Raw genomic sequence first — 19,358 nt, 5'->3', positions numbered from 1 at the left:
CGACGAATATTATTGCGATGATTGTGCTAGTTTGAGTAAGGTATCTAAACTAGGTTTGCGCCAGAATTTCCAGCTTTGTGGTGTCGTGCAGGATAATTCAGCCAAGCATAGGTCATCACTTAATACCAATCGCACGGCTTTCAATTGTTTGCTCTGTAGCGCTTGTAGTGCGGGCGCAAACCAATTGTGCTCCAATTGATTCATGTGAATTAGCCATGTTCCCCAGTCACTATTGAGTGCAGGCTCCAGTAAGTCTTCTACGTACACACTGTTTTTCCTATCTTTTTTCTGCATTAATTCAGCAAAGCTAGAAATATTCAATTCGCAATCTAAATGATGCAGTTCGTCGCTTCCGCTATGTAGCCAAACAGAATTGATCGTGTTTCGACCCTGTTCATCGCGACTTTGATTGACAGGGTGAATATGCCAAAGCATTTGTATTTCATTTTGGAGTTTGCGCCAAGCGACTTCGTGTTCACCTTTTGCAATCCAAACTTCCATATTGTGGCCTGCGGCCGCATCCAAACTCGCTGTTTGCAAGGTAGCCCACTCATCGGCGCATAAGAACCATGTTTTGGCGTCGCCGTACACCAGCGTTTTTCCTAATTCTTCACAAATTTCTTTGGCTGCCTCAAATAGCGAGCGTGATTCTTCGGTGGAAATATCGAGACGGCGCGGGTCGGTCATCACCATATGATCGCGCGCGATATGGATATGTACTGGACTCAAGGTAAACCAATATCCCTCAGAAGTTTGTAGATCAAACGCATGCATACGACTATGCGTAAGTGCAGGGCTGTTTAGAATGGATTTTGATGAATTGAAATGTCGACTGAGCCAAAACTCATGCGGTAATAATCGCGCAAATTCGTCAAAGTTTTGTTTCGAATCTTGTCGCGCATGTCCTAAAAGCATAGCAAGTGAAGGCGTTTTCATTTGCTTGACTAGTTCTTTAGCCAAAGGCGCGGGGGGAATGCCAAAAGGCAAAATAATTTCTAAATAGCTCATAACGTCATTGTATGGCAAACTACGGGCTCTTGAAAATTTGTCTGCTTTTTGTTTGCATTTTGTTTTTTGGAATTGCTCCTTTCGTGAAAAATCTTCCTTTTGAATGGCTAGTTGGCTTGCGCTATACCCGTGCAGGTCGTCGTAGCAGTCGCAATAGTTTTATTTCTTTTATTTCTCTTATTTCTATGGCTGGCATCGCATTGGGCGTGGCTGCGTTGATTATCGTTTTGTCGGTGATGAACGGTTTTCAGAAAGAAGTGCGAGATAGGATGCTATCGGTGTTACCGCATATTGAAGTGTTTGATGCGAGTGGTGTGATTCCTGATTGGCAAGCAACTGCGAAGCAAGCGCAACAACATTCTTCGGTGCTGGGCGCGGCGCCTTATGTTGATGCACAAAGTATGATTGTGAACGATGGCGTGATGCGTGGTGCCGTGATCCGTGGGATTTTGCCGGAAGAGGAACCTAAAGTATCGATAGTTGCCAGTAAGGTAAAGGCAGGTAAATTAGCTGACTTAAAAGAGGGGGCTTTCAACATTATTCTCGGTGTTGATTTAGCGCGTGCGATGCATGTTGGCATCGGCGATAAAGTGACCTTGGCTGCACCTGAAGGACAATTAACCCCAGCTGGAACGATTCCTCGCTTAAAAGGATTTACCGTTGTCGCAGTTTTTGAAGCCGGTCATTACGAGTTTGATTCAGGTATGGCGTTTATTCATCTCGCTGATGCGCAAAAATTTTTCCGCCAAGAAGCACCAACTGGGGTCCGCCTCCGTATCAAAGATATGTTGCAAGCTCCGCAGGTCGCGTTTGAACTAAGTCGAAATTTAGGTGGCAGTTTAATCACGCGCGATTGGTCGCAGCAAAACAGTAATTACTTTGCAGCAGTAAAAACCGAGAAGACCATGATGTTCATTATCTTGACTTTGATTATTGCTGTTGCTGCGTTTAATTTAGTCTCAACTTTGGTGATGACAGTGACAGAGAAACAGGCGGATATTGCGATTTTGCGTACCTTAGGCGCATCTCCAATGTCGATCATGAAAATCTTTATGGTGCAGGGCGGATTAGTAGGCTTATTTGGCACTGCTCTTGGAGTCTTGTCAGGGATTATTGTGGCATTGAATATTGAGGTGATCGTTCCATTCATCGAAAAAGTTTTGGGCATACAGTTTTTAGCAAAAGAGATATATGTGATTAGTACTTTACCTTCGGATTTACATTGGTCGGATGTTTGGACTATTGGAGGTATCGCCGTCGTCTTGGCTTTCTTGGCGACTATTTATCCTAGCTGGCGTGCTGCCCGCGTAAAACCTGCGGAGGCATTACGTTATGAATAAGTTGCAAACCGTTTTGTCTTGCAAGAATTTGGCAAAAATCTATGGTCAGGGTGAGCATGCCGTCAAGGTTTTGCAGGGCATTAATTTTGCGATTCATGCTGGTGAGCGTATCGCGATTGTTGGTGCATCTGGTTCAGGTAAATCAACCTTGCTACATTTGCTCGGAGGTTTGGATACGCCGACGCAAGGCGTAGTGAATTTGCTTGGCAATGATTTTGCCGGTATGAATGAATCAACGCGCGGTGAATTGCGTAATCAGTCGTTAGGGTTTGTCTATCAATTTCATCATTTGCTACCTGAGTTTTCGGCATTAGATAATGTCGCCATGCCTTTGTTCATCCGAAGGATGAAACGCGCTGATGCTCAAGCGATCGCTAAGACCATGTTGAGTAAAGTTGGTTTAGCACATCGCATTACCCACGTGCCTGGAGAGTTATCTGGCGGTGAGCGTCAACGTGTTGCATTAGCACGTGCTTTGGTCACCAATCCTGCCTGCGTATTAGCCGATGAACCTACAGGAAATTTAGATCGCGGTATCGCAGATCAAGTGTTTGCTTTGATGTTGGAACTGTCTAAAACATTGGGAACTGCATTTGTGATCGTGACGCATGATGCTGATTTGGCGAAGCGCTGTGATCGCGTGCTTAGACTTACCGAACAAGGCTTGGTTGAAAGTTAGCGAAGCTGAATTTAGTGAGTAATTTTCGAAAAACCTTTGTGCTTAGATCGATTACTGAAGTCTGAAGCGCGTCGTAGATGAATGATTTGTATATTGTCTATATAAGCTGAAATCAAAACAACAGCAATAAAATACTGATTGCATGAACAGTACTTTTGCTTTACATTACTAACCACTGAACGCACATACAGTATTCTTTGTGCGAAGAATTGTGAGTAAGTCAGCCTAGACTATATCGACATTCAAATACGGAGATTTCTTCAAATGACTAATTTAGAACAAACATTAGACACGCGTTTCGCCGTGCAATTTTCACCAAGCACATTTTTGATGCGTTTTGGACGCCGTGAAATTTTTATCTGTAACGATTTTAGAAATCGCCACTATCATGTGAATCCTGTCATTGATTGTTCGACAGGCGTTCAAGCGGGGCACCTAGAGATTTTATTATTTCGCAAATGGTTAGTAATTTTGTCTAAAGCGAGATAAGAATTTGTTCATGCTTTGTTAGCGATGATCTAGTTTGGTCGAATTGTAATGACTATTGTGTTGAGACGAACTTAGATTAAATTGAAAGAATCAAGAGCAGGCGTAACAAGCCTGCTTTTTTTTTCGTGATTTGTGAATGCCTAATCTCGAAGACAAATTAATTGAATGTATCCAATTAGAAACCTAAGTCAGATAAAAGGTCATCGACATTGTCTTGACTAAGTTGCACACCACCGACAGCACCTGGGCCGGCTAGAAGGTCTTCTTTTTTATTGAAAGATACCGCTCCCTCTGGCGCTCCACTCAAAAGTAATCCTAATAAATCTTTTTCAGTGCGTTCCAATAATCCGACTACTTTTTTGATTAGTTGGCCTGTTAAATCTTGAAAGTCTTGCGCCATCATGATGTCTGAAAGCGACTGCTCAGTGCGAAGGCTATTTTCGTGTGTCTGTTGGATAAAGCTAAGCATTTGTAGGTTGAGATGAATTAATTCTTCTTTCGAAAAGTTATCAAGTGCTTGTTTATCCTTCGCTTGCAAAATTAGCTCGGCATCTTTGATTGTTGCTTGCTGCAAGGGCAATGTTTCTTCAACCGCAGAAAGTACCTTGTTTGCTGCTTTTTCAGTTAGTGCCCCAATGTGGTTGAGTCGCTCACGTGCTGATGGAAACTCAGTTGATGCTTCCGCCAATATGCCGTCCGCGCCAACCCAAGTTAGTGCGTCGTGTAAGGCTCTGACTACATGACCCAAACCTTTATACATTAATTCAGAATCGCCTTCGGTATGTTCTGAATTGATCATGTGCAGAGATGGAGCTGCTTGCGTCATACCACATCCTTTTTTATGAGCTAAGTTTTTGTTGATCAGAAGATACTAAATGATAAAGTGAATGTCGACAATAAAAAGATGCTAAGACGAAAGTGCATCATCCGCTCACAATATTTTATTGTTGTTCCGGTTCACATTGGATTGATTTGTATTTGTGAATATAGAATTGATACTAGTAAGCTCATTCAGTTTTAATGGAACATTAACTGAATTTCCAGACCGCCTTGTGCGTGGTTGCGAATATGCATTTTGCCACCATGTCGCTTTACGATGCGTTCAACGATGGCCAATCCTAAACCTGAACCATTGGCTTGGCTACGGGCGATTTCTCCGCGGGTAAAAGGTCGCAATAAGCGAGGAATTTGTGCATCGTCGATGCCACTGCCGAAGTCTCTAAGCTGCACGTAAATTTCGTTTGAGTTTGCGCTTCTCGCAGCATTCGTTTGACGTTTGCACAGAATTGCTAATCTGAGTTGATGGGTCTGAGCATCTCTTCCGTAGCGCATGGCGTTTTGAATCAGATTATCAAACAGTCGTTGAAACTCAATTTCGATACCGGTGACATAAAGATTAGGTTCGATGTTGGCTTCGATAACGATATCACTCGATTTTGCCAAATCCGAAAAAATCTTATCGATAAGTTCGCTTAAATTGAAGCTACTAAAAGTCGATTCATGTAAGGGCTTTGCATAGTCAAGAAATTGTTGAATGATGCTATCCATTTGCCTGAGGTCGGCTTGCATTGCTTCGCGCGTATCGACTTCTAAATTTGCCATTTCTAATTCGAGTTGTAGTCGCGTGAGCGGTGTTCTGAGATCGTGTGAGATCCCCGCAAGAATCACGGTTCTATCTGATTCAATTCTTGCTAGATCATCGACCATTTGATTAAAGCTTGCATTGGTCTCACGGATTTCTTTAGGCCCATTTTCTGACAAAGGTTTTGGATGGCGTCCTCGTGATAATTGCCTGGTCGCGATGATCAGATTGGTGAGCGGTTGGTTGATTCGTCTCGATATAAATACCGCACCGATGAGTGCTAAAATTAAGCTGGAAATCGCCCATCCGAGAAACTGTAAGCCGACTTCAGTTTGTAAGCGATCCGCTTCTAATCTCAACCAAAATTGATCTTCATCGATTTGAAAGCTCAGCCAAAATCCATCCTCACCATTCACACTATTGGCAAATTGCGTTTGTTTGCCAAGCTTTTGCTGAACCAATCGGCGTACTTCAGTGAGTAGTGGCGTCTCTGCGATTTTCTGCACTTGATCGCTATCTTCTAATAAGTAAATCCGTATTCCTTCATTGCGCGCTAGGTCGATTAATAATTCTCGTCGTTTGTCTTCGGCGGAATGCGTAAGTGCCGCACTAGTAATCGTAACTATCGAAACAATTTGATTTGATAATTGCTGCGCGCGCGGTTTGCGTTCTAATAATTTGATGCTGACAAACCAAGTCAATAGGCTGGCAGTGACCAATAATGCGAGCAAAAGAAAGGTGCGCCAAAACAAGCTGTTTTGAAACCAAGCTAATCCTTGCAGGTATTTGCGCATTACGATGATTTCTTTGAATGTTGATAGCGACGAAAGAAGATTCTTCGATTGTGATGCTTACTGACTTTGACCATCAGGTATGAAAACATAGCCTAATCCCCACACGGTTTGTATATATTGCGGATTGGTTGGGTCTTGTTCAATTAATTTTCGTAGTCGAGAAATCTGCACATCAAGACTGCGATCAAACACCTCATATTCACGACCACGTGCAAGTTCCATCAGCTTTTCTCTTGATAAAGGTTGTCTTGCGTGGCGGGCGAATACCTTCAGTACAGAAAATTCCCCTGTAGTTAGACTAATATTTTCGCCGTTCTTTTTGAGATTGCGCGTCGACAAATCCAATACAAATTCACCAAATTGGAAACTCTGACCTTGCTCAGAAGGCGCTCCAGGAGCTTCATCCGGTGCTTTTCTGCGCAGTACCGCATTGATTCGAGCAACTAGCTCTCTTGGGTTGAATGGCTTGGGCAAATAATCATCCGCTCCCATTTCCAAGCCGATGATACGATCGACTTCTTCGCCTTTTGCGGTGAGCATAATAATTGGTGTATTGTCGCCACCACCTCGCAAGCGGCGGCAGATAGATAAGCCATCCTCACCGGGTAACATCAAATCGAGGACCATTAAATCGTAACGTTCTCGCATCCATAATTTGTTCATGGCTTGTGCATTTTCAGCGACCACAACTTGAAATCCTTGCTCGCTCAAATAGCGTCGCAATAAATCGCGCAAGCGTAAATCATCATCAACCACTAAAATTTTTGCTTTGGATTCGCTCATTCAAATGCTCACTTCTTTGCAAATGGAAAAGTCTTATCTTACTGCTAAACAATGAATCGGCAAATCATCTTTGTGAAAGATTACAAACTGTTACAGCGCTTACAAAAAAAGGCCTATCAATCTTCTTCTCATGGACTTAGACTTTAAACCGCTTGGTTCACGATATTTTTCCGAATAAAATGGACTATGTTTGATCATGTTTATGTCGACGTGCTTATGTCGATAAATTGACAAAGTTAAGGATTATTGTGTTGTCTGTTAAGTGCCGATTCATTTGTTTGATGATTATTTCTTCATTGTGGATAGGTGAAGATGCTTCTGCATTGGCGCCTCAAGAGCAAGATGCAGAAACTCGCCAAAAGATTGAAAAGCGACGCCAACAATTTCGTGAGCTGCAAGAACTCAGATTTAATCGTCGAGCCGAGCGTATTGAAGAATTTCGTAATGGTTCTGGCTTTGAGAGAAATCCTTCACCAGTTTTACGCGGGGTTGAAAAAAACCGTTTGAATAATGAAGACAGACCAGCAGCTAAATTAAATCGTTTAAGCCCCGAAGAGCGAATGGCGCTACGTAGGCAGATTCGTGAAGCACGGCAAGATATTTATTTACGTCGGCAACAAAAAAAGTAAGGCGAATATTGTCATGCATATCGTTAAGCGATGAGAAACGATTCACCTAATTTGTTTTTTGCTTTTTGTATCTTTGGTAGATTAGCGTCGGTGTTGCTTCATAATTTTTTGCTGTTCTCGCTGCCAATCGCGTTCTTTTTCGGTTTCTCTCTTGTCGTGTTGCTTTTTACCTTTGGCTAACCCGATCTGGCATTTGACGCGTCCATTCAAGTAATGCATATTCACTGGCACCATGGTGTAGCCTGAACGTTCCACTTTACCGATTAACTTTTTAATTTCTTCTGCGTGCAACAGCAATTTTCTGGTTCGCACAGAATCTGGATGGATGTGGGTTGATGCTGTTGGGAGTGCGCCTATGTGTGCACCAAACAGAAAAATTTCTCCATTTTTTATGATCACGTAGGCTTCTTTCAATTGTACGCGACCAGCGCGAATCGCTTTGACTTCCCAGCCTTGCAAGACAATACCAGCTTCATATTGTTCTTCAATGAAAAAATCGTGAAATGCTTTTTTATTATCTGCAATACTCATACTGCTCTCATACTTATTCGATTTATTGTGTAGTGACTTCTGCGGCGTTCGATGCTGGTTTTTCGCTTAATTCCCGAGAAGAGCCTTGTTTCAGTTAAAATTCGATTTGTGATCATACCAAATGACTTGAGATAATGGCAGTTGTCAAAAAAAATGTCCTTGTAGCCTATAGTGCCGAACAGATGTTTGCACTTGTCGAGAAAGTAGAAGACTACCCTTTGTTTTTGCCATGGTGCGGTGGCGTTGATGTCGCAGAGCGCACCGACACCAATTTGAAGGCGACATTATCTATCAATTACCACGGAATCAAGCAAAGTTTTACCACGCAAAACGTCAATTCACCTCCGCATTCGATGGAAATGCATCTAGTTGATGGCCCATTTAAGCAATTACATGGAACTTGGACCTTTACCGCACTGAGAAAAGACGCTTGTAAGATCGAGTTTGATCTGCGCTATGAATTTTCAAGCAAACTGCTGGAGCACTTAATCGGGCCTGTGTTTAGTAAGATCACCAATAGTTTTGTTGACGCTTTTTGTGAGCGAGCAGAGGCGGTGTATGGATAAGCAATTTATGCAGCGCATAAAAATTGAACTTTGCTATGCATTGCCAAATGCTAGTCCTGTATTGATTCCCTTGTTGGTTGAATCTGGTACTAAGCCTCAGCAGGTAATGGCATATCTTTCTGCTCCACAACTTAATGATGTACAGTCTTTACTCCAAAATCACAGCGTATGGGCTGTTTTTGGCAAAAAAAAGAACGCGGATTATTGTCTTCTCGAAGGCGATCGACTTGAGTTGTGTCGCCCGCTGATTGCTGATCCTATGAGTGCTCGTCGCCTTCGCGCAAAGCGCGAGCACAAATCAGGAAAAATGTAATGAGTTGGTTTTTCGCGTGTCGAGTGAATTACTAATCAACGACAATCTGCCAATACTTTTTTCACATCAGCCATTTCACGAGCGCGTTGTGCTTCATCCAAAGGTATGCGTTCACCATTTTTGTCTCTCGACATGATGAGCAGGCCTTCGTCTAAGCTTTGCTTATAGGACTTGGCGCGTTCGCAGTTCTTCGCTTTGTCTGCATTTTGTTGCTTCTCATCTGCTATTTTTTTCTCTGCTTCTTCTTTTGCTAACTTGCGCTTATTAAAGTCCTCATTTTTGCTAGCAATGGTCACAGGCTTTTCCAATTTGGGATTGCTTGCGGAAGTAGTCGACGTATTTTCCACTGGTGCCGCGCTTGCTGCTCTTGCCGTGCCGAATGGTGTTTTAATGATTTTGTCACGTGGAACCGACTTGGGTGGAGGTGTATCCGAGTACTGTTTAACACCTTTTTCATTGAGCCAAATGTACTGTGCCATTACTGATTGAGAAAGTAATAGCGATAAAATAAATCCTGCGCTGAGGAATGGAGACTTCTTTTGCATAGTTAACTCGATTTCTATTTGAAAGACTAAATTTCCTGAAAGTTTAAAGCAAGTTTTACACGGAACGAGACGGATCGGCAAGTTTTCTGTATAATTTACTTTTGCGCCTATAGGAAATACTATGCGTCTTCTTCAAAAAGCACTCACTTTCGATGATGTGTTGCTCGTCCCAGCTTACTCCAATATTCTCCCAAAAGATACGTCTCTTGCGACGAATTTGACTCGTAATATTAAGCTTAATATCCCACTTGTATCCGCGGCGATGGATACAGTTACCGAAGCGCGTCTCGCGATTGCGATGGCGCAAGAGGGTGGTATCGGTATTATTCACAAAAATCTCACACCAAAAGAACAAGCGCGCGAAGTGGCGAAAGTCAAGCGTTTCGAGTCTGGTGTATTGAGAGACCCAATCACAGTTGCACCAACGACGACAATTCGTGAAGTGATTGCGATGAGCCAACAACATGGCATTAGTGGCTTTCCGGTAGTGGAAGGTAAAACAGTCGTAGGCATTATCACAAATCGTGATTTGCGATTTGAGCAAGAATTAGATGCTGAAGTGCGCGCCAAAATGACGCCGCGTGAAAAATTGGTCTATGTGACCGAAGGTGCGGATTTGAGCGAAGCGAAACGTTTGATGAATAAGCATCGCTTAGAGCGTGTCTTGGTCGTTGATGGTGCATTCGAACTGCGCGGCTTAATCACAGTGAAGGATATTCAGAAATCAACTGAGCATCCATTTGCTTCCAAAGATAGTTTAGGCAAGTTGCGTGTTGGCGCGGCCGTTGGTGTCGGTGCTGATAATGACGAACGTATTGATTTGTTAGCCAAAGCTGGAGTCGACGTTATTGTTGTCGATACGGCACATGGTCACTCGAAAGGTGTACTTGATCGCGTACGTTGGGTAAAAACGAATTATCCACATATTGAAGTCATTGGCGGCAATATCGCCACAGCGGCAGCGGCTTTGGCATTGGTTGAACACGGTGCAGATGCGGTTAAAGTTGGTATCGGTCCCGGCTCGATTTGCACCACGCGTATTGTTGCTGGTGTTGGTGTGCCTCAAATTACTGCTATCGCAAATGTGGCAGAAGCTTTACGCGGAACTGGTGTTCCATGTATCGCTGACGGCGGAATTCGTTTTTCTGGTGACGTTTCTAAAGCTTTAGCAGCAGGTGCTTCAACTGTCATGATGGGCAGTATGTTCGCGGGCACTGAAGAAGCGCCTGGTGAAGTGATTTTGTTCCAAGGTCGAAGCTACAAATCCTACCGTGGCATGGGTAGTCTTGGTGCAATGGCAGATGGTTCTGCAGATCGTTACTTCCAAGACTCTGCAAATAACGCCGATAAATTGGTGCCTGAGGGTATTGAAGGTCGTGTTCCGTATAAAGGTAGCGTTCTGGCTATTTTGTACCAAATGGTCGGCGGCGTACGTTCCTCTATGGGTTACTGCGGCTGTGCATCAATTCAAGATTTGCATGATAAAGCGGAGTTTGTTGAAATTACTTCTGCTGGTATGCGTGAATCGCATGTTCATGATGTACAAATCACTAAAGAAGCGCCAAATTATCGTGCTGATTAATTGTCGCTAGCACGATATCGTTCCGAGATGTTTGATCAAGGTTCATTTACGCGGAGCAAGCAATGGTGACATCAGCTACAGGTGTTAGTCGCATGGAACTTATGCTCGATGATGCGGGCTTGTCACGAGTAGATCCCAGTAAATACGAGGCGAAGATTGCTCGTTTTGAACGTCTCGGAATTCGTTTATTTGGTGTTGCTAATTGCATCGTCAGCTTTGGCAATTTGCGCGAACGCTTCAATCGTAGCGAACAGGCGATGGTGACGATTGAAGCGGCTTTTTGTGAGCATTTAGGCTTTTCTGAAGAGATTCGTGTTTTTACGAATTTGAATTTTGAAGAGGAATATGCCGAACATCCCTCGGTAAAAGGGGAGCCGCACATTGTGTTTTGTGCCCAGCATCCTGTGTTTGATGCGAATGATCAATGTGTTGGTTGCATTTATTTGATTGATTACACCGAACGCGAATTCGATGATGAATCCCGATTGTTGCTCGCAGATCTTGCTGTGATGGTCGAGCGTGAATTGGTGATGGGAGCCTTAAGAGTTCAGCATGGTGAATTGATCAAACAAATTCGCAATTTAAAAAGAGATGCTTTGCTTGACCCTGTGCTTGGGATGTGGAATCGCGCGGCGATTACCCGTTCTCTTGGTTTAGAGCTAGATCGCTGTCTCAAAGCAGAAAAGCCAGTATCGCTTATATATATTAGTATCAATCAGTATCAAAGTTTAAAAGAACAGCATGGTAGCTCCGTCAGTGATACGTTTTTACTGAAAGTTGCTAGTCGTATGCGGTCTTGCATTCGCCCTTTTGATGCTTTGGGGCGATTTGAAGTGGATGCTTTTTTGATTGTTTTACCCGGAGCATCGAATTTGGTGGCAGCGGCAGTCGCTGAGCGTATTCGTCTGGCGGTCATTTCACGTCCAGAAATGCTAAATGATCAAAACATCGAGATTGAAATAAGCATGGGAATAGCGTCAACCAGCGTATTCCCAAATGTCGCGCCTGAAGCACTGGTTGCTCACGCAGAAAAAGCCTTACTCGCGGCCAGACGTTTAGAAAGTAACCTAATAGTTCAAGCAGAAGCTGACCAGCTTGATATTCTTCTTTAATCAATAAATAGAATCATGCATTCAAAAATCCTTATCCTCGACTTTGGTTCCCAAGTTACTCAATTGATCGCTCGCCGCGTTCGTGATGCTGGCGTTTTTTCAGAAGTTTATCCTTACGATGTCAGTGATGAATTTATTCGTAATTATGGTGCAGCTGGGATTATTTTATCTGGCGGTCCAAGCAGTGTGACTGAAGGCGATACCCCACGTGCACCGTTGGCTGTATATGATGCTGGCGTGCCTGTTTTGGGAATTTGCTATGGCATGCAAACTATGGCAGAACAACTCGGTGGCAAAGTTGAAAATGGTAAGGTGCGTGAATTTGGTTACGCTGAAGTTCGCGCGCGTAGCCATACCAAATTATTAGAAGGTATCAACGATTTTGTGACACCAGAAGGTCACGGCATGCTCAAGGTGTGGATGAGCCACGGTGATAAAGTCAACGAAATGCCAGCCGGCTTTAAGTTGATGGCATCGACCGACAATTGCCCAATCGCCGCAATGGCGGATGAAGATCGTCGTTTTTATGCAGTGCAATTCCATCCAGAAGTCACGCACACGATTCAAGGTGAAGCGATCATTGGTCGCTTTGTTCATGATATCTGTGGCTGCAAATCTGACTGGAATATGCCTGATTATATTTCTGAAGCAGTCGCATCGATTCGCGCCCAAGTTGGCGACGATGAAGTGATTCTCGGCTTGTCCGGTGGTGTAGATAGTAGCGTCGCGGCAGCATTAATCCATCGTGCGATTGGCGATAAATTGACTTGCGTCTTTGTCGATCACGGTCTATTACGCCTCGATGAAGGCAAGATGGTCATGGAAATGTTTGCCCATAATTTGGGTGTGAAAGTCATTCATGTAGATGCGACTGAACAATTCATGGGTCATTTGGCGGGCGTCACTGATCCAGAAGCCAAACGTAAAATTATCGGTCGCGAATTTGTCGAAGTATTCCAAGCAGAATCTGGCAAACTTAAGAATGCAAAATGGCTGGCGCAAGGTACGATTTATCCAGACGTGATTGAAAGCGCGGGCAAAGGTAAAAAAGGTTCGCATACAATTAAGAGTCATCATAATGTTGGTGGTTTGCCAGATACATTAAATTTGAAATTATTAGAGCCACTGCGTGAATTGTTTAAAGACGAAGTGCGTAAACTCGGCGTGGCTTTAGGTTTGCCACACGGCATGGTGTATCGTCATCCTTTCCCTGGTCCTGGCTTGGGCGTGCGTATTTTGGGTGAAGTCAAAAAAGATTTCGCCGATTTATTGCGCCGTGCTGACGCGATTTTTATCGAAGAATTACGTAATACTTACGTTGATCCGAACGCAGAAAAACCACAAACTTGGTATGACGCGACTAGCCAAGCATTTGCTGTGTTCTTACCAGTCAAATCGGTTGGTGTGATGGGTGATGGTCGTACTTATGAATATGTGGTGGCTTTGCGTGCTGTGCAAACACAAGACTTTATGACAGCGCATTGGGCACATTTGCCACATGAATTGTTGGGTAAAGTTTCCAATCGCATTATCAATGAAGTGCGTGGAATTAATCGTGTTGTCTACGATATTTCAGGTAAGCCGCCGGCAACAATCGAGTGGGAGTAATTTCTTTTGAGCTACAGCATTAAAGAAATTTTTTACACTTTACAGGGCGAGGGCACCCATGCTGGGCGTCCCGCTGTTTTTTGTCGTTTTGCTGGCTGCAATTTGTGGACTGGGCGTGAAGAAGATCGTACCTCAGCGGTTTGTCAATTTTGCGATACCGATTTCGTTGGAACGGATGGCGATGGTGGCGGTAAGTTTAAGACGCCACAAGCTGTTGCTGCTCGAATCAATTCTTTATGGCCTGAAGCGCATACCGCCAGTAAATTCGTCGTATTCACTGGCGGAGAACCATTACTGCAACTGGATGAAGCGTTAATCGATGCGATGCACGATGTCGGCTTTGAAATTGCAATAGAAACGAACGGCACGATAGAAGTGCCGACTGGCGTGGATTGGATTTGTGTCAGCCCGAAAATGGGTTCGCAACTTGTGGTGCGCAAAGGCGATGAGCTAAAGGTCGTGATTCCGCAGTTGGGACAAGATTTGAAGGCGTACGAGGCGCTCGATTTTACGCATCATTATTTGCAAGCGATGGATGGCCCTTTGTTGCAGGATAATCTGAATAAAGCCATCGATTATTGCAAAGCGCATCCAAAATGGAAATTGAGTTTGCAGACGCATAAATTGCTGCAGATTCCTTAAATAATTTTTTATTAGCTGTCGACATGACGTGACTATAACGTTTTGTTTGACCTTATGTACACAGGCAATACATGTTAACCATTACCAGAAAAGTTGAATTCGATACCGGACATCGGATTCCCGATCACAATAGCCAATGCCGCAATTTGCATGGGCATCGCTATACCTTGTTGATTACCTTGACTGGTGATGTCGTCGAAAAAGACGGTGAGTCTGATAACGGCATGATCATGGATTTTGGTGATATCAAAGCACTCGCCAATAAGCACTTGGTCGATCTCTGGGATCATGCATTTATCGTCTATGAAAAAGATACAGCCGTACGTCAATTTTTAGAAAGTATGCCTGGACACAAAACCGTCGTGATTGACCGCGTCCCTACGGTTGAAAATCTGGCGAAGATTGCGTTTGATATGCTAAAAGACGTGTATCACGATCGTTATGGTCGTCATTTGTCATTGACTAAAATCACGCTATACGAAACGCCTAATTGCTGGGCGGAGATTGACGGCTAGGCAATCGATTGAATCTATTGAAATAAGAACTAGAAGAATGAGCCCAAAGAATCAAGTTGTAATTCTCTTTACAGTTGCGGGCTTTATGTTAGGGGTCTTAATTTTACATTTTCTAGAAATTGCAGATTGGCCACACATTTCTCGAACGATTACATTTACTACAGGATTTGCCTACTTGCTAGGACATTTCTTTTCAAAAAGAAATAAGTAAGCCCCAACGCAAAAGAGACAGATCGCAACATGATTACATGGCTTGACACAGCGGCTAATATTTCAGTCTAAAGAAAATCCATGATTAGTGATGAAATTTTTATGCTCGAAGCCATCGCGCAAGCAAAGTTGGCTTGGCAAGCAGGCGAAGTACCAGTCGGCGCAATAGTCGTCAAAGACGGCGAAATCATCGCTCGTGGATTTAATCAACCGATAGGCTCACACGATCCAACTGCCCACGCCGAAGTTGTTGCTATGCGCAATGCAGCCAAGATACTCGGTAATTATCGCCTTCCAGGTTGTGAAGTCTATGTCACCTTAGAACCCTGCGTCATGTGTTCTGGTGCATTAATGCATGCACGTTTTTCTCGTATCGTTTTTGGCGCACATGATTTTAAAACTGGCGCATGTGGTTCGATTGTCGATTTATTTAAAGAAGAAAAGCTCAATCATCATGCAGAAGTGATCTCTGGCGTGTTGGCAGAGGAATGTGTGCAACTCCTCAAGGATTTCTTTGCTGAGCGCCGTCGTGCCGCGGTAGAATCGCGTATACCATCAGACAACCTAGGCGAGTGATAGCCGTTATCGATCGCTGATTACTGAACAGACGAGTATTAGCGATGCCCATTTCTTTTCCAAAAATTCTTCCTGTGCATCCTTGCATCGCCATCGTAGCGCCGAGCGGTGCGGCATTAGATGATACGAATATTGAAGCTGGTTTGGATGCTCTCACAAATGCCGGATTTAGGGTAATCAACTACTATCGACATACGGATCGTTTCGAGCGATTTGGTGCCACAGATCAAGGACGTTTGAATCAATTACATGCTGCGATAGACAATCCTGAGGTCGATATAGTGATGGGCTTGCGCGGAAGTTATGGCTTGTCGAGAATTTTGCCAAATATTAATCTCCAAAAAATTGCCAGTAGCGGTAAATGGTTGATTGGCTACAGCGACTTCAACGCCTTGCAATTGGCGATGTTGGCAAAGACGGATACGGCTAGTTTATGTGGCCCTATGCTGTGCAATGACTTCACGCGCGAAGAATTGCGTCCGTTTACCCAAGACCAATTTCTGACAGCTTTGCGTGAGCGCAAAACCTATCTCGAATTTGAATCGGATCAAGACACGAGCTTGAAGGTTGAAGGAAGATTGTGGGGCGGTAACTTGGCCATGATTTGTCATCTGCTTGGTACCGAATATTTTCCAAACATTGAAGGTGGCATCCTGTTTGTTGAAGATATTGCTGAACATCCTTATCGTGTCGAGCGTATACTGCTACAACTCCATATGGCAGGCATTTTGGCGAAACAAAAGGCGATCGTATTAGGAAATTTTTCTGCTTATCGCTTGGCACCACAAGACAATGGTTACGACTTCGCGGCGATGCTGAAGTTTTTGCGCGCGACCATCACGACACCTATTGTGACTGGGCTACCGTTTGGTCATTGCGATGATAAAGCGAGCTTGATGCAAGGTTCAATCGCACATCTGAGCGTTAACGGAACGCAAGTAAAACTTACCGCAGAATTCTAATTAACTCAAAAGAATACGGAGACAAAAATGACAGACGCAGTGATCGTCTCGACAGCTCGCACCGGATTAGCAAAGTCATGGAAGGGCGCCTTTAACATGACACACGGCGCGAGTATGGCGGGGCCGACGCTCGCTGCTGTTATTCAAAGAGCCAATCTTGAGCCAGCCGAAATCGAAGATGTGATGGTCGGTTGCGCATTTCCCGAAGGTGCGAATGGTCGCAACATCGCACGGCAAATCGCCCTACGTGCAGGATGTCCGGTCACTGTACCCGGAATTACAATCAATCGTTACTGTTCGTCAGGATTGCAATCCATCGCGCTGGCTGCGCAACGCGTGATGTCAGGTGAAGTCGATATCATCGCTGCGGGTGGTGTTGAGTCTATCTCTTGTGTACAAAACGAGATGAATAAGCACATGCTCAGTGATCCATGGTTACAACAGCATATTCCGCAAGTTTATATGCCTATGCTCGAAACCGCAGAGATAGTCGCCAAGCGTTATCAGATTTCACGTGAACGTCAGGATGAATATGGTGTCCGCAGTCAACAACGCGCGAGCGCTGCCTTAGCTGCTGGTTTATTTGATGCAGAAATTATTCCCGTAACGACAACCATGCGCGTTACGGATAAAGAAACAGGCGAACATCACTTGCATGAAGTGACGATTGCTGCCGATGAAGGCATACGCGCAGGGACAACTTTGGAAGCGGTTTCTCAAATCAGAACGGCATTACCCGACGGTGTTATTACGGCAGGAAATGCCAGCCAATTTTCAGACGGAGCGGCGATGACTATCGTCATGAATGCCCAAGTCGCTGAACGTAAAGGTTTGCAGCCATTAGGCGTGTTTCGTGGTTTTGCTGTGGCGGGTTGTGAACCAGACGAAATGGGTATCGGTCCCGTATTTGCGATTCCTAAATTGCTCAAACGTGCGGGCTTAAGCATCGATGACATTGGCTTATGGGAACTGAATGAAGCGTTCGCTGTGCAAGTATTGTACTGCGCCGACAAACTAGGCATTCCTATGGAGAGATTGAATGTGAATGGTGGTGCAATTGCCGTTGGTCACCCTTATGGTGTTTCTGGTGCACGTCTGACTGGGCACGCTTTGTTAGAAGGTAAACGTCGCGGCATCAAATATGTTGTCGTTACCATGTGTATAGGTGGCGGGCAGGGCGCTGCTGGTTTGTTTGAAGTTTTATAGACGTGAATTGCAAAGATCCATTTTTAGTGATGAATAAGATGTCTGATTTCCCCCAAAATCCCACCCAAAATGCTAGTGTGATTTCGCAAATAGAAAATCCTTTCCTCGATTATCTCGGCATCGTTTCAGGCGAGATGAAAGAGGGTAAAGCCAATTTGTTTTTAGAACTACATCATCACCACATGAATAGCTGGCAAATCACGCATGGTGGTGTACTGATGACCTTGCTTGATGTGGTGATGGCAATGGCAGGGCGCTCTTTGCATGACGATCAAAAAGGTGTAGTCACGGTCGAGATGAAAACCACTTTTTTACAGCCAGGCGGTGTCGTAGGTGGACGCCTTGAAGCGCGCAGTGTCGCTTTTCATCAATCGACGACCATGTGTTTTTGTGATGGCGAAATTTGGAGCGGTGACAAATTGGTGGCGAAAGCGATGGGGACGTATAAGTATTTGCGTAGTCTGAAATCTAAAGCTGGATTAGTGAAGATGGGCGGCAGCGCTTGAGCTTGAAAATATTTGTCGTCTCGTAGGGCGGGTGCAACCCGCGCCGCCAGAACGTAGTATAAGTGAGACCGATTTTATGTGCGGCGCGGGTTGCACCCGCCCTACAAAAACAGAACTAATTAACAGGGAAAATTGAATATGAATGCGCAGTATCAACGTATTGTTTTGGCGTCCCGCCCAAATGGTGAGGTCACACCAGAAAATTTTCGTCTGGAGACTGTGCCAGTTCCGACAATTACAGAAGGCCAAGTGTTAATCCGCAATCATTTTCTCTCTCTCGATCCTTATATGCGGGTACGCATGGATGATGTAAAAAACTATGCAGCACCGCAAGCCTTAAATGAAACCATGATAGGTGGCACGGTAGGTGAAATTGTTGCCAGCAAAAATCCACAATTTCAAATCGGTGACAAAGTGATTGGCATGATGGGTTGGGCGGAAATGGGCGTCTCTGATGGAAGCTTGTTACGCAAACTCGATACGACCCACATTCCTTTATCCGCCTATCTAGGCGCCGTAGGTATGCCGGGTATGACCGCTTGGTATGGTCTGACTCAAATTATGCAAGCAAAAGAAGGCGAAACCATTGTCGTCTCGGCAGCCAGTGGTGCAGTCGGTAGCGTGGTTGGACAATTAGCCAAATTACGTGGTTGTCGCGCGGTCGGTATCGCTGGTGGAGCCGAAAAATGTGCCTACGTGGTTAACGACTTAGGCTTTGATGCATGTGTCGACTACAAAGCTGGAAACCTAGAAGATCAGCTCGCAGCGGCAACACCAAATGGGATTGATGCGATTTTTGAAAACGTCGGCGGCGCGAGTTTTGATGCTTGTTTGGCGCGCGTGAATCCGTTTGCACGGATAGCTTTTTGTGGCATGATCGCAGGCTATGATGGTGGCGACATGTCTATCCACAATGCACGAATGTTGCTCAGTATGCGTGTCACGTTACGTGGTTTTATTATTTCTGAACATCTAGATTTATGGCCGCAAGGCTTAAAGGAATTAGGTATGCTGGTTGCGCAAGGTAAATTGAAGTTCAGAGAAAGTATCGCTCCAAATTTAGCCGCCGCACCTGAGGCATTTATCGGTTTGTTGAAAGGTAAAAATCTTGGAAAACAATTAGTGCGTTTGATTCCATAATTTCGATATAGATGAAATAGAAAACGATCAGATTGAGAAT

The 19,358-nt window shown here is 44.4% G+C and carries 21 protein-coding genes and 1 pseudogene; 16 read left to right on the top strand and 6 right to left on the bottom strand.

Annotation, left to right across the window (positions count from 1 at the left end; genetic code table 11):
- Nucleotides 1-9: 9 nt before the first annotated feature.
- The gene (locus KDM92_RS01830; protein ID WP_212682753.1) at nucleotides 10-1,008 is read right to left on the bottom strand and encodes a hypothetical protein; all 999 of its coding nucleotides are present in this window, start codon (nucleotides 1,006-1,008) and stop codon (nucleotides 10-12) included.
- Nucleotides 1,009-1,091: 83 nt separating this feature from the next.
- On the opposite strand from KDM92_RS01830, the gene KDM92_RS01825 reads away from it, so the two are divergent.
- From KDM92_RS01825 to KDM92_RS19135, 3 genes are all read left to right on the top strand, one after another.
- Nucleotides 1,092-2,348 carry a lipoprotein-releasing ABC transporter permease subunit gene (locus tag KDM92_RS01825; protein WP_329603113.1) on the top strand — a complete coding sequence of 419 codons (1,257 nt, stop codon included), beginning with the start codon at nucleotides 1,092-1,094 and terminating at the stop codon, nucleotides 2,346-2,348.
- A complete protein-coding gene (gene lolD, locus KDM92_RS01820) occupies nucleotides 2,341-3,027 on the top strand; it encodes a lipoprotein-releasing ABC transporter ATP-binding protein LolD (protein ID WP_212682751.1) in 687 nt (228 codons plus the stop codon). Before KDM92_RS01825 ends, lolD begins: the two co-directional genes overlap by 8 nt.
- Nucleotides 3,028-3,291: 264 nt before the next feature.
- Nucleotides 3,292-3,516, top strand: a complete 225-nt coding sequence (locus KDM92_RS19135; RefSeq protein ID WP_230408117.1) for a hypothetical protein — start codon at nucleotides 3,292-3,294, stop codon at nucleotides 3,514-3,516.
- Between the two features lie 175 nt (nucleotides 3,517-3,691).
- Here the strand turns inward: KDM92_RS19135 and KDM92_RS01815 are convergent, their stop codons facing one another.
- The 3 genes from KDM92_RS01815 to ompR form a co-directional block, all read right to left on the bottom strand.
- Nucleotides 3,692-4,342: a protein phosphatase CheZ gene (locus KDM92_RS01815; protein ID WP_212682750.1), complete on the bottom strand. Its 651-nt coding sequence runs from the start codon at nucleotides 4,340-4,342 to the stop codon at nucleotides 3,692-3,694.
- A gap of 191 nt (nucleotides 4,343-4,533) precedes the next feature.
- Nucleotides 4,534-5,892: an ATP-binding protein gene (locus KDM92_RS01810; RefSeq protein ID WP_212682749.1), complete on the bottom strand. Its 1,359-nt coding sequence runs from the start codon at nucleotides 5,890-5,892 to the stop codon at nucleotides 4,534-4,536.
- Between the two features lie 57 nt (nucleotides 5,893-5,949).
- Nucleotides 5,950-6,675 (bottom strand): osmolarity response regulator transcription factor OmpR, encoded by a 726-nt coding sequence (gene ompR, locus KDM92_RS01805; RefSeq protein WP_212682748.1) that lies wholly within the window; start codon nucleotides 6,673-6,675, stop codon nucleotides 5,950-5,952.
- Between the two features lie 281 nt (nucleotides 6,676-6,956).
- On the opposite strand from ompR, the gene KDM92_RS01800 reads away from it, so the two are divergent.
- Complete coding sequence (locus tag KDM92_RS01800; RefSeq protein ID WP_212682747.1) at nucleotides 6,957-7,304, top strand: hypothetical protein; 348 nt, start codon at nucleotides 6,957-6,959, stop codon at nucleotides 7,302-7,304.
- A gap of 81 nt (nucleotides 7,305-7,385) precedes the next feature.
- On the opposite strand, the pseudogene smpB reads toward KDM92_RS01800, so the two are convergent.
- Nucleotides 7,386-7,847, bottom strand: a pseudogene (smpB, locus tag KDM92_RS01795) (SsrA-binding protein SmpB); the annotation flags it as partial.
- Nucleotides 7,848-7,969: 122 nt separating this feature from the next.
- On the opposite strand from smpB, the gene KDM92_RS01790 reads away from it, so the two are divergent.
- Entirely contained in the window at nucleotides 7,970-8,401 is a 432-nt protein-coding gene (locus tag KDM92_RS01790; RefSeq protein ID WP_212682745.1) for a type II toxin-antitoxin system RatA family toxin, read from the top strand.
- Nucleotides 8,394-8,714 (top strand): RnfH family protein, encoded by a 321-nt coding sequence (locus tag KDM92_RS01785; RefSeq protein WP_212682744.1) that lies wholly within the window; start codon nucleotides 8,394-8,396, stop codon nucleotides 8,712-8,714. The genes KDM92_RS01790 and KDM92_RS01785 overlap by 8 nt, the downstream gene beginning before the upstream one ends.
- A 35-nt stretch (nucleotides 8,715-8,749) precedes the next feature.
- On the opposite strand, the gene KDM92_RS01780 is transcribed toward KDM92_RS01785, so the two are convergent.
- Complete coding sequence (locus KDM92_RS01780) at nucleotides 8,750-9,259, bottom strand: DUF4124 domain-containing protein (RefSeq protein WP_212682743.1); 510 nt, start codon at nucleotides 9,257-9,259, stop codon at nucleotides 8,750-8,752.
- Nucleotides 9,260-9,380: 121 nt separating this feature from the next.
- Here KDM92_RS01780 and guaB point away from each other — a divergent pair, with 121 nt between their 5' ends.
- From guaB to KDM92_RS01730, 10 genes are all read left to right on the top strand, one after another.
- Nucleotides 9,381-10,841, top strand: coding sequence for an IMP dehydrogenase (guaB, locus tag KDM92_RS01775; protein WP_189344200.1), 1,461 nt, complete (start codon nucleotides 9,381-9,383; stop codon nucleotides 10,839-10,841).
- Nucleotides 10,842-10,903: 62 nt separating this feature from the next.
- On the top strand, nucleotides 10,904-11,953 hold the full coding sequence (locus KDM92_RS01770; protein WP_212682742.1) for a GGDEF domain-containing protein: 1,050 nt from the start codon (nucleotides 10,904-10,906) through the stop codon (nucleotides 11,951-11,953).
- A gap of 15 nt (nucleotides 11,954-11,968) precedes the next feature.
- Nucleotides 11,969-13,561 (top strand): glutamine-hydrolyzing GMP synthase, encoded by a 1,593-nt coding sequence (guaA, locus tag KDM92_RS01765; protein ID WP_212682741.1) that lies wholly within the window; start codon nucleotides 11,969-11,971, stop codon nucleotides 13,559-13,561.
- A 6-nt stretch (nucleotides 13,562-13,567) separates the two neighbouring features.
- Nucleotides 13,568-14,203 carry a 7-carboxy-7-deazaguanine synthase gene (queE, locus tag KDM92_RS01760; RefSeq protein ID WP_212682740.1) on the top strand — a complete coding sequence of 212 codons (636 nt, stop codon included), beginning with the start codon at nucleotides 13,568-13,570 and terminating at the stop codon, nucleotides 14,201-14,203.
- A gap of 71 nt (nucleotides 14,204-14,274) precedes the next feature.
- Complete coding sequence (gene queD, locus KDM92_RS01755) at nucleotides 14,275-14,718, top strand: 6-carboxytetrahydropterin synthase QueD (protein ID WP_189344196.1); 444 nt, start codon at nucleotides 14,275-14,277, stop codon at nucleotides 14,716-14,718.
- Between the two features lie 291 nt (nucleotides 14,719-15,009).
- The gene (gene tadA / locus KDM92_RS01750; RefSeq protein WP_212682739.1) at nucleotides 15,010-15,504 is read left to right on the top strand and encodes a tRNA adenosine(34) deaminase TadA; all 495 of its coding nucleotides are present in this window, start codon (nucleotides 15,010-15,012) and stop codon (nucleotides 15,502-15,504) included.
- A 44-nt stretch (nucleotides 15,505-15,548) separates the two neighbouring features.
- A complete protein-coding gene (locus KDM92_RS01745) occupies nucleotides 15,549-16,466 on the top strand; it encodes an LD-carboxypeptidase (protein ID WP_212682738.1) in 918 nt (305 codons plus the stop codon).
- Nucleotides 16,467-16,493: 27 nt separating this feature from the next.
- Nucleotides 16,494-17,672, top strand: a complete 1,179-nt coding sequence (locus KDM92_RS01740; protein WP_212682737.1) for an acetyl-CoA C-acyltransferase — start codon at nucleotides 16,494-16,496, stop codon at nucleotides 17,670-17,672.
- 38 nt (nucleotides 17,673-17,710) lie between these two features.
- Entirely contained in the window at nucleotides 17,711-18,178 is a 468-nt protein-coding gene (locus tag KDM92_RS01735) for a PaaI family thioesterase (protein ID WP_212682736.1), read from the top strand.
- 138 nt (nucleotides 18,179-18,316) lie between these two features.
- On the top strand, nucleotides 18,317-19,318 hold the full coding sequence (locus KDM92_RS01730; protein WP_212682735.1) for an NADP-dependent oxidoreductase: 1,002 nt from the start codon (nucleotides 18,317-18,319) through the stop codon (nucleotides 19,316-19,318).
- The last annotated feature ends 40 nt before the right edge of the window (nucleotides 19,319-19,358 follow it).

The organism is Affinundibacterium baiyunense (genome assembly GCF_018139645.1).
GTDB lineage: Bacteria > Pseudomonadota > Gammaproteobacteria > Burkholderiales > Burkholderiaceae_D > Undibacterium > Undibacterium baiyunense.
This window is presented reverse-complemented; position numbering and strand designations above follow the sequence as displayed.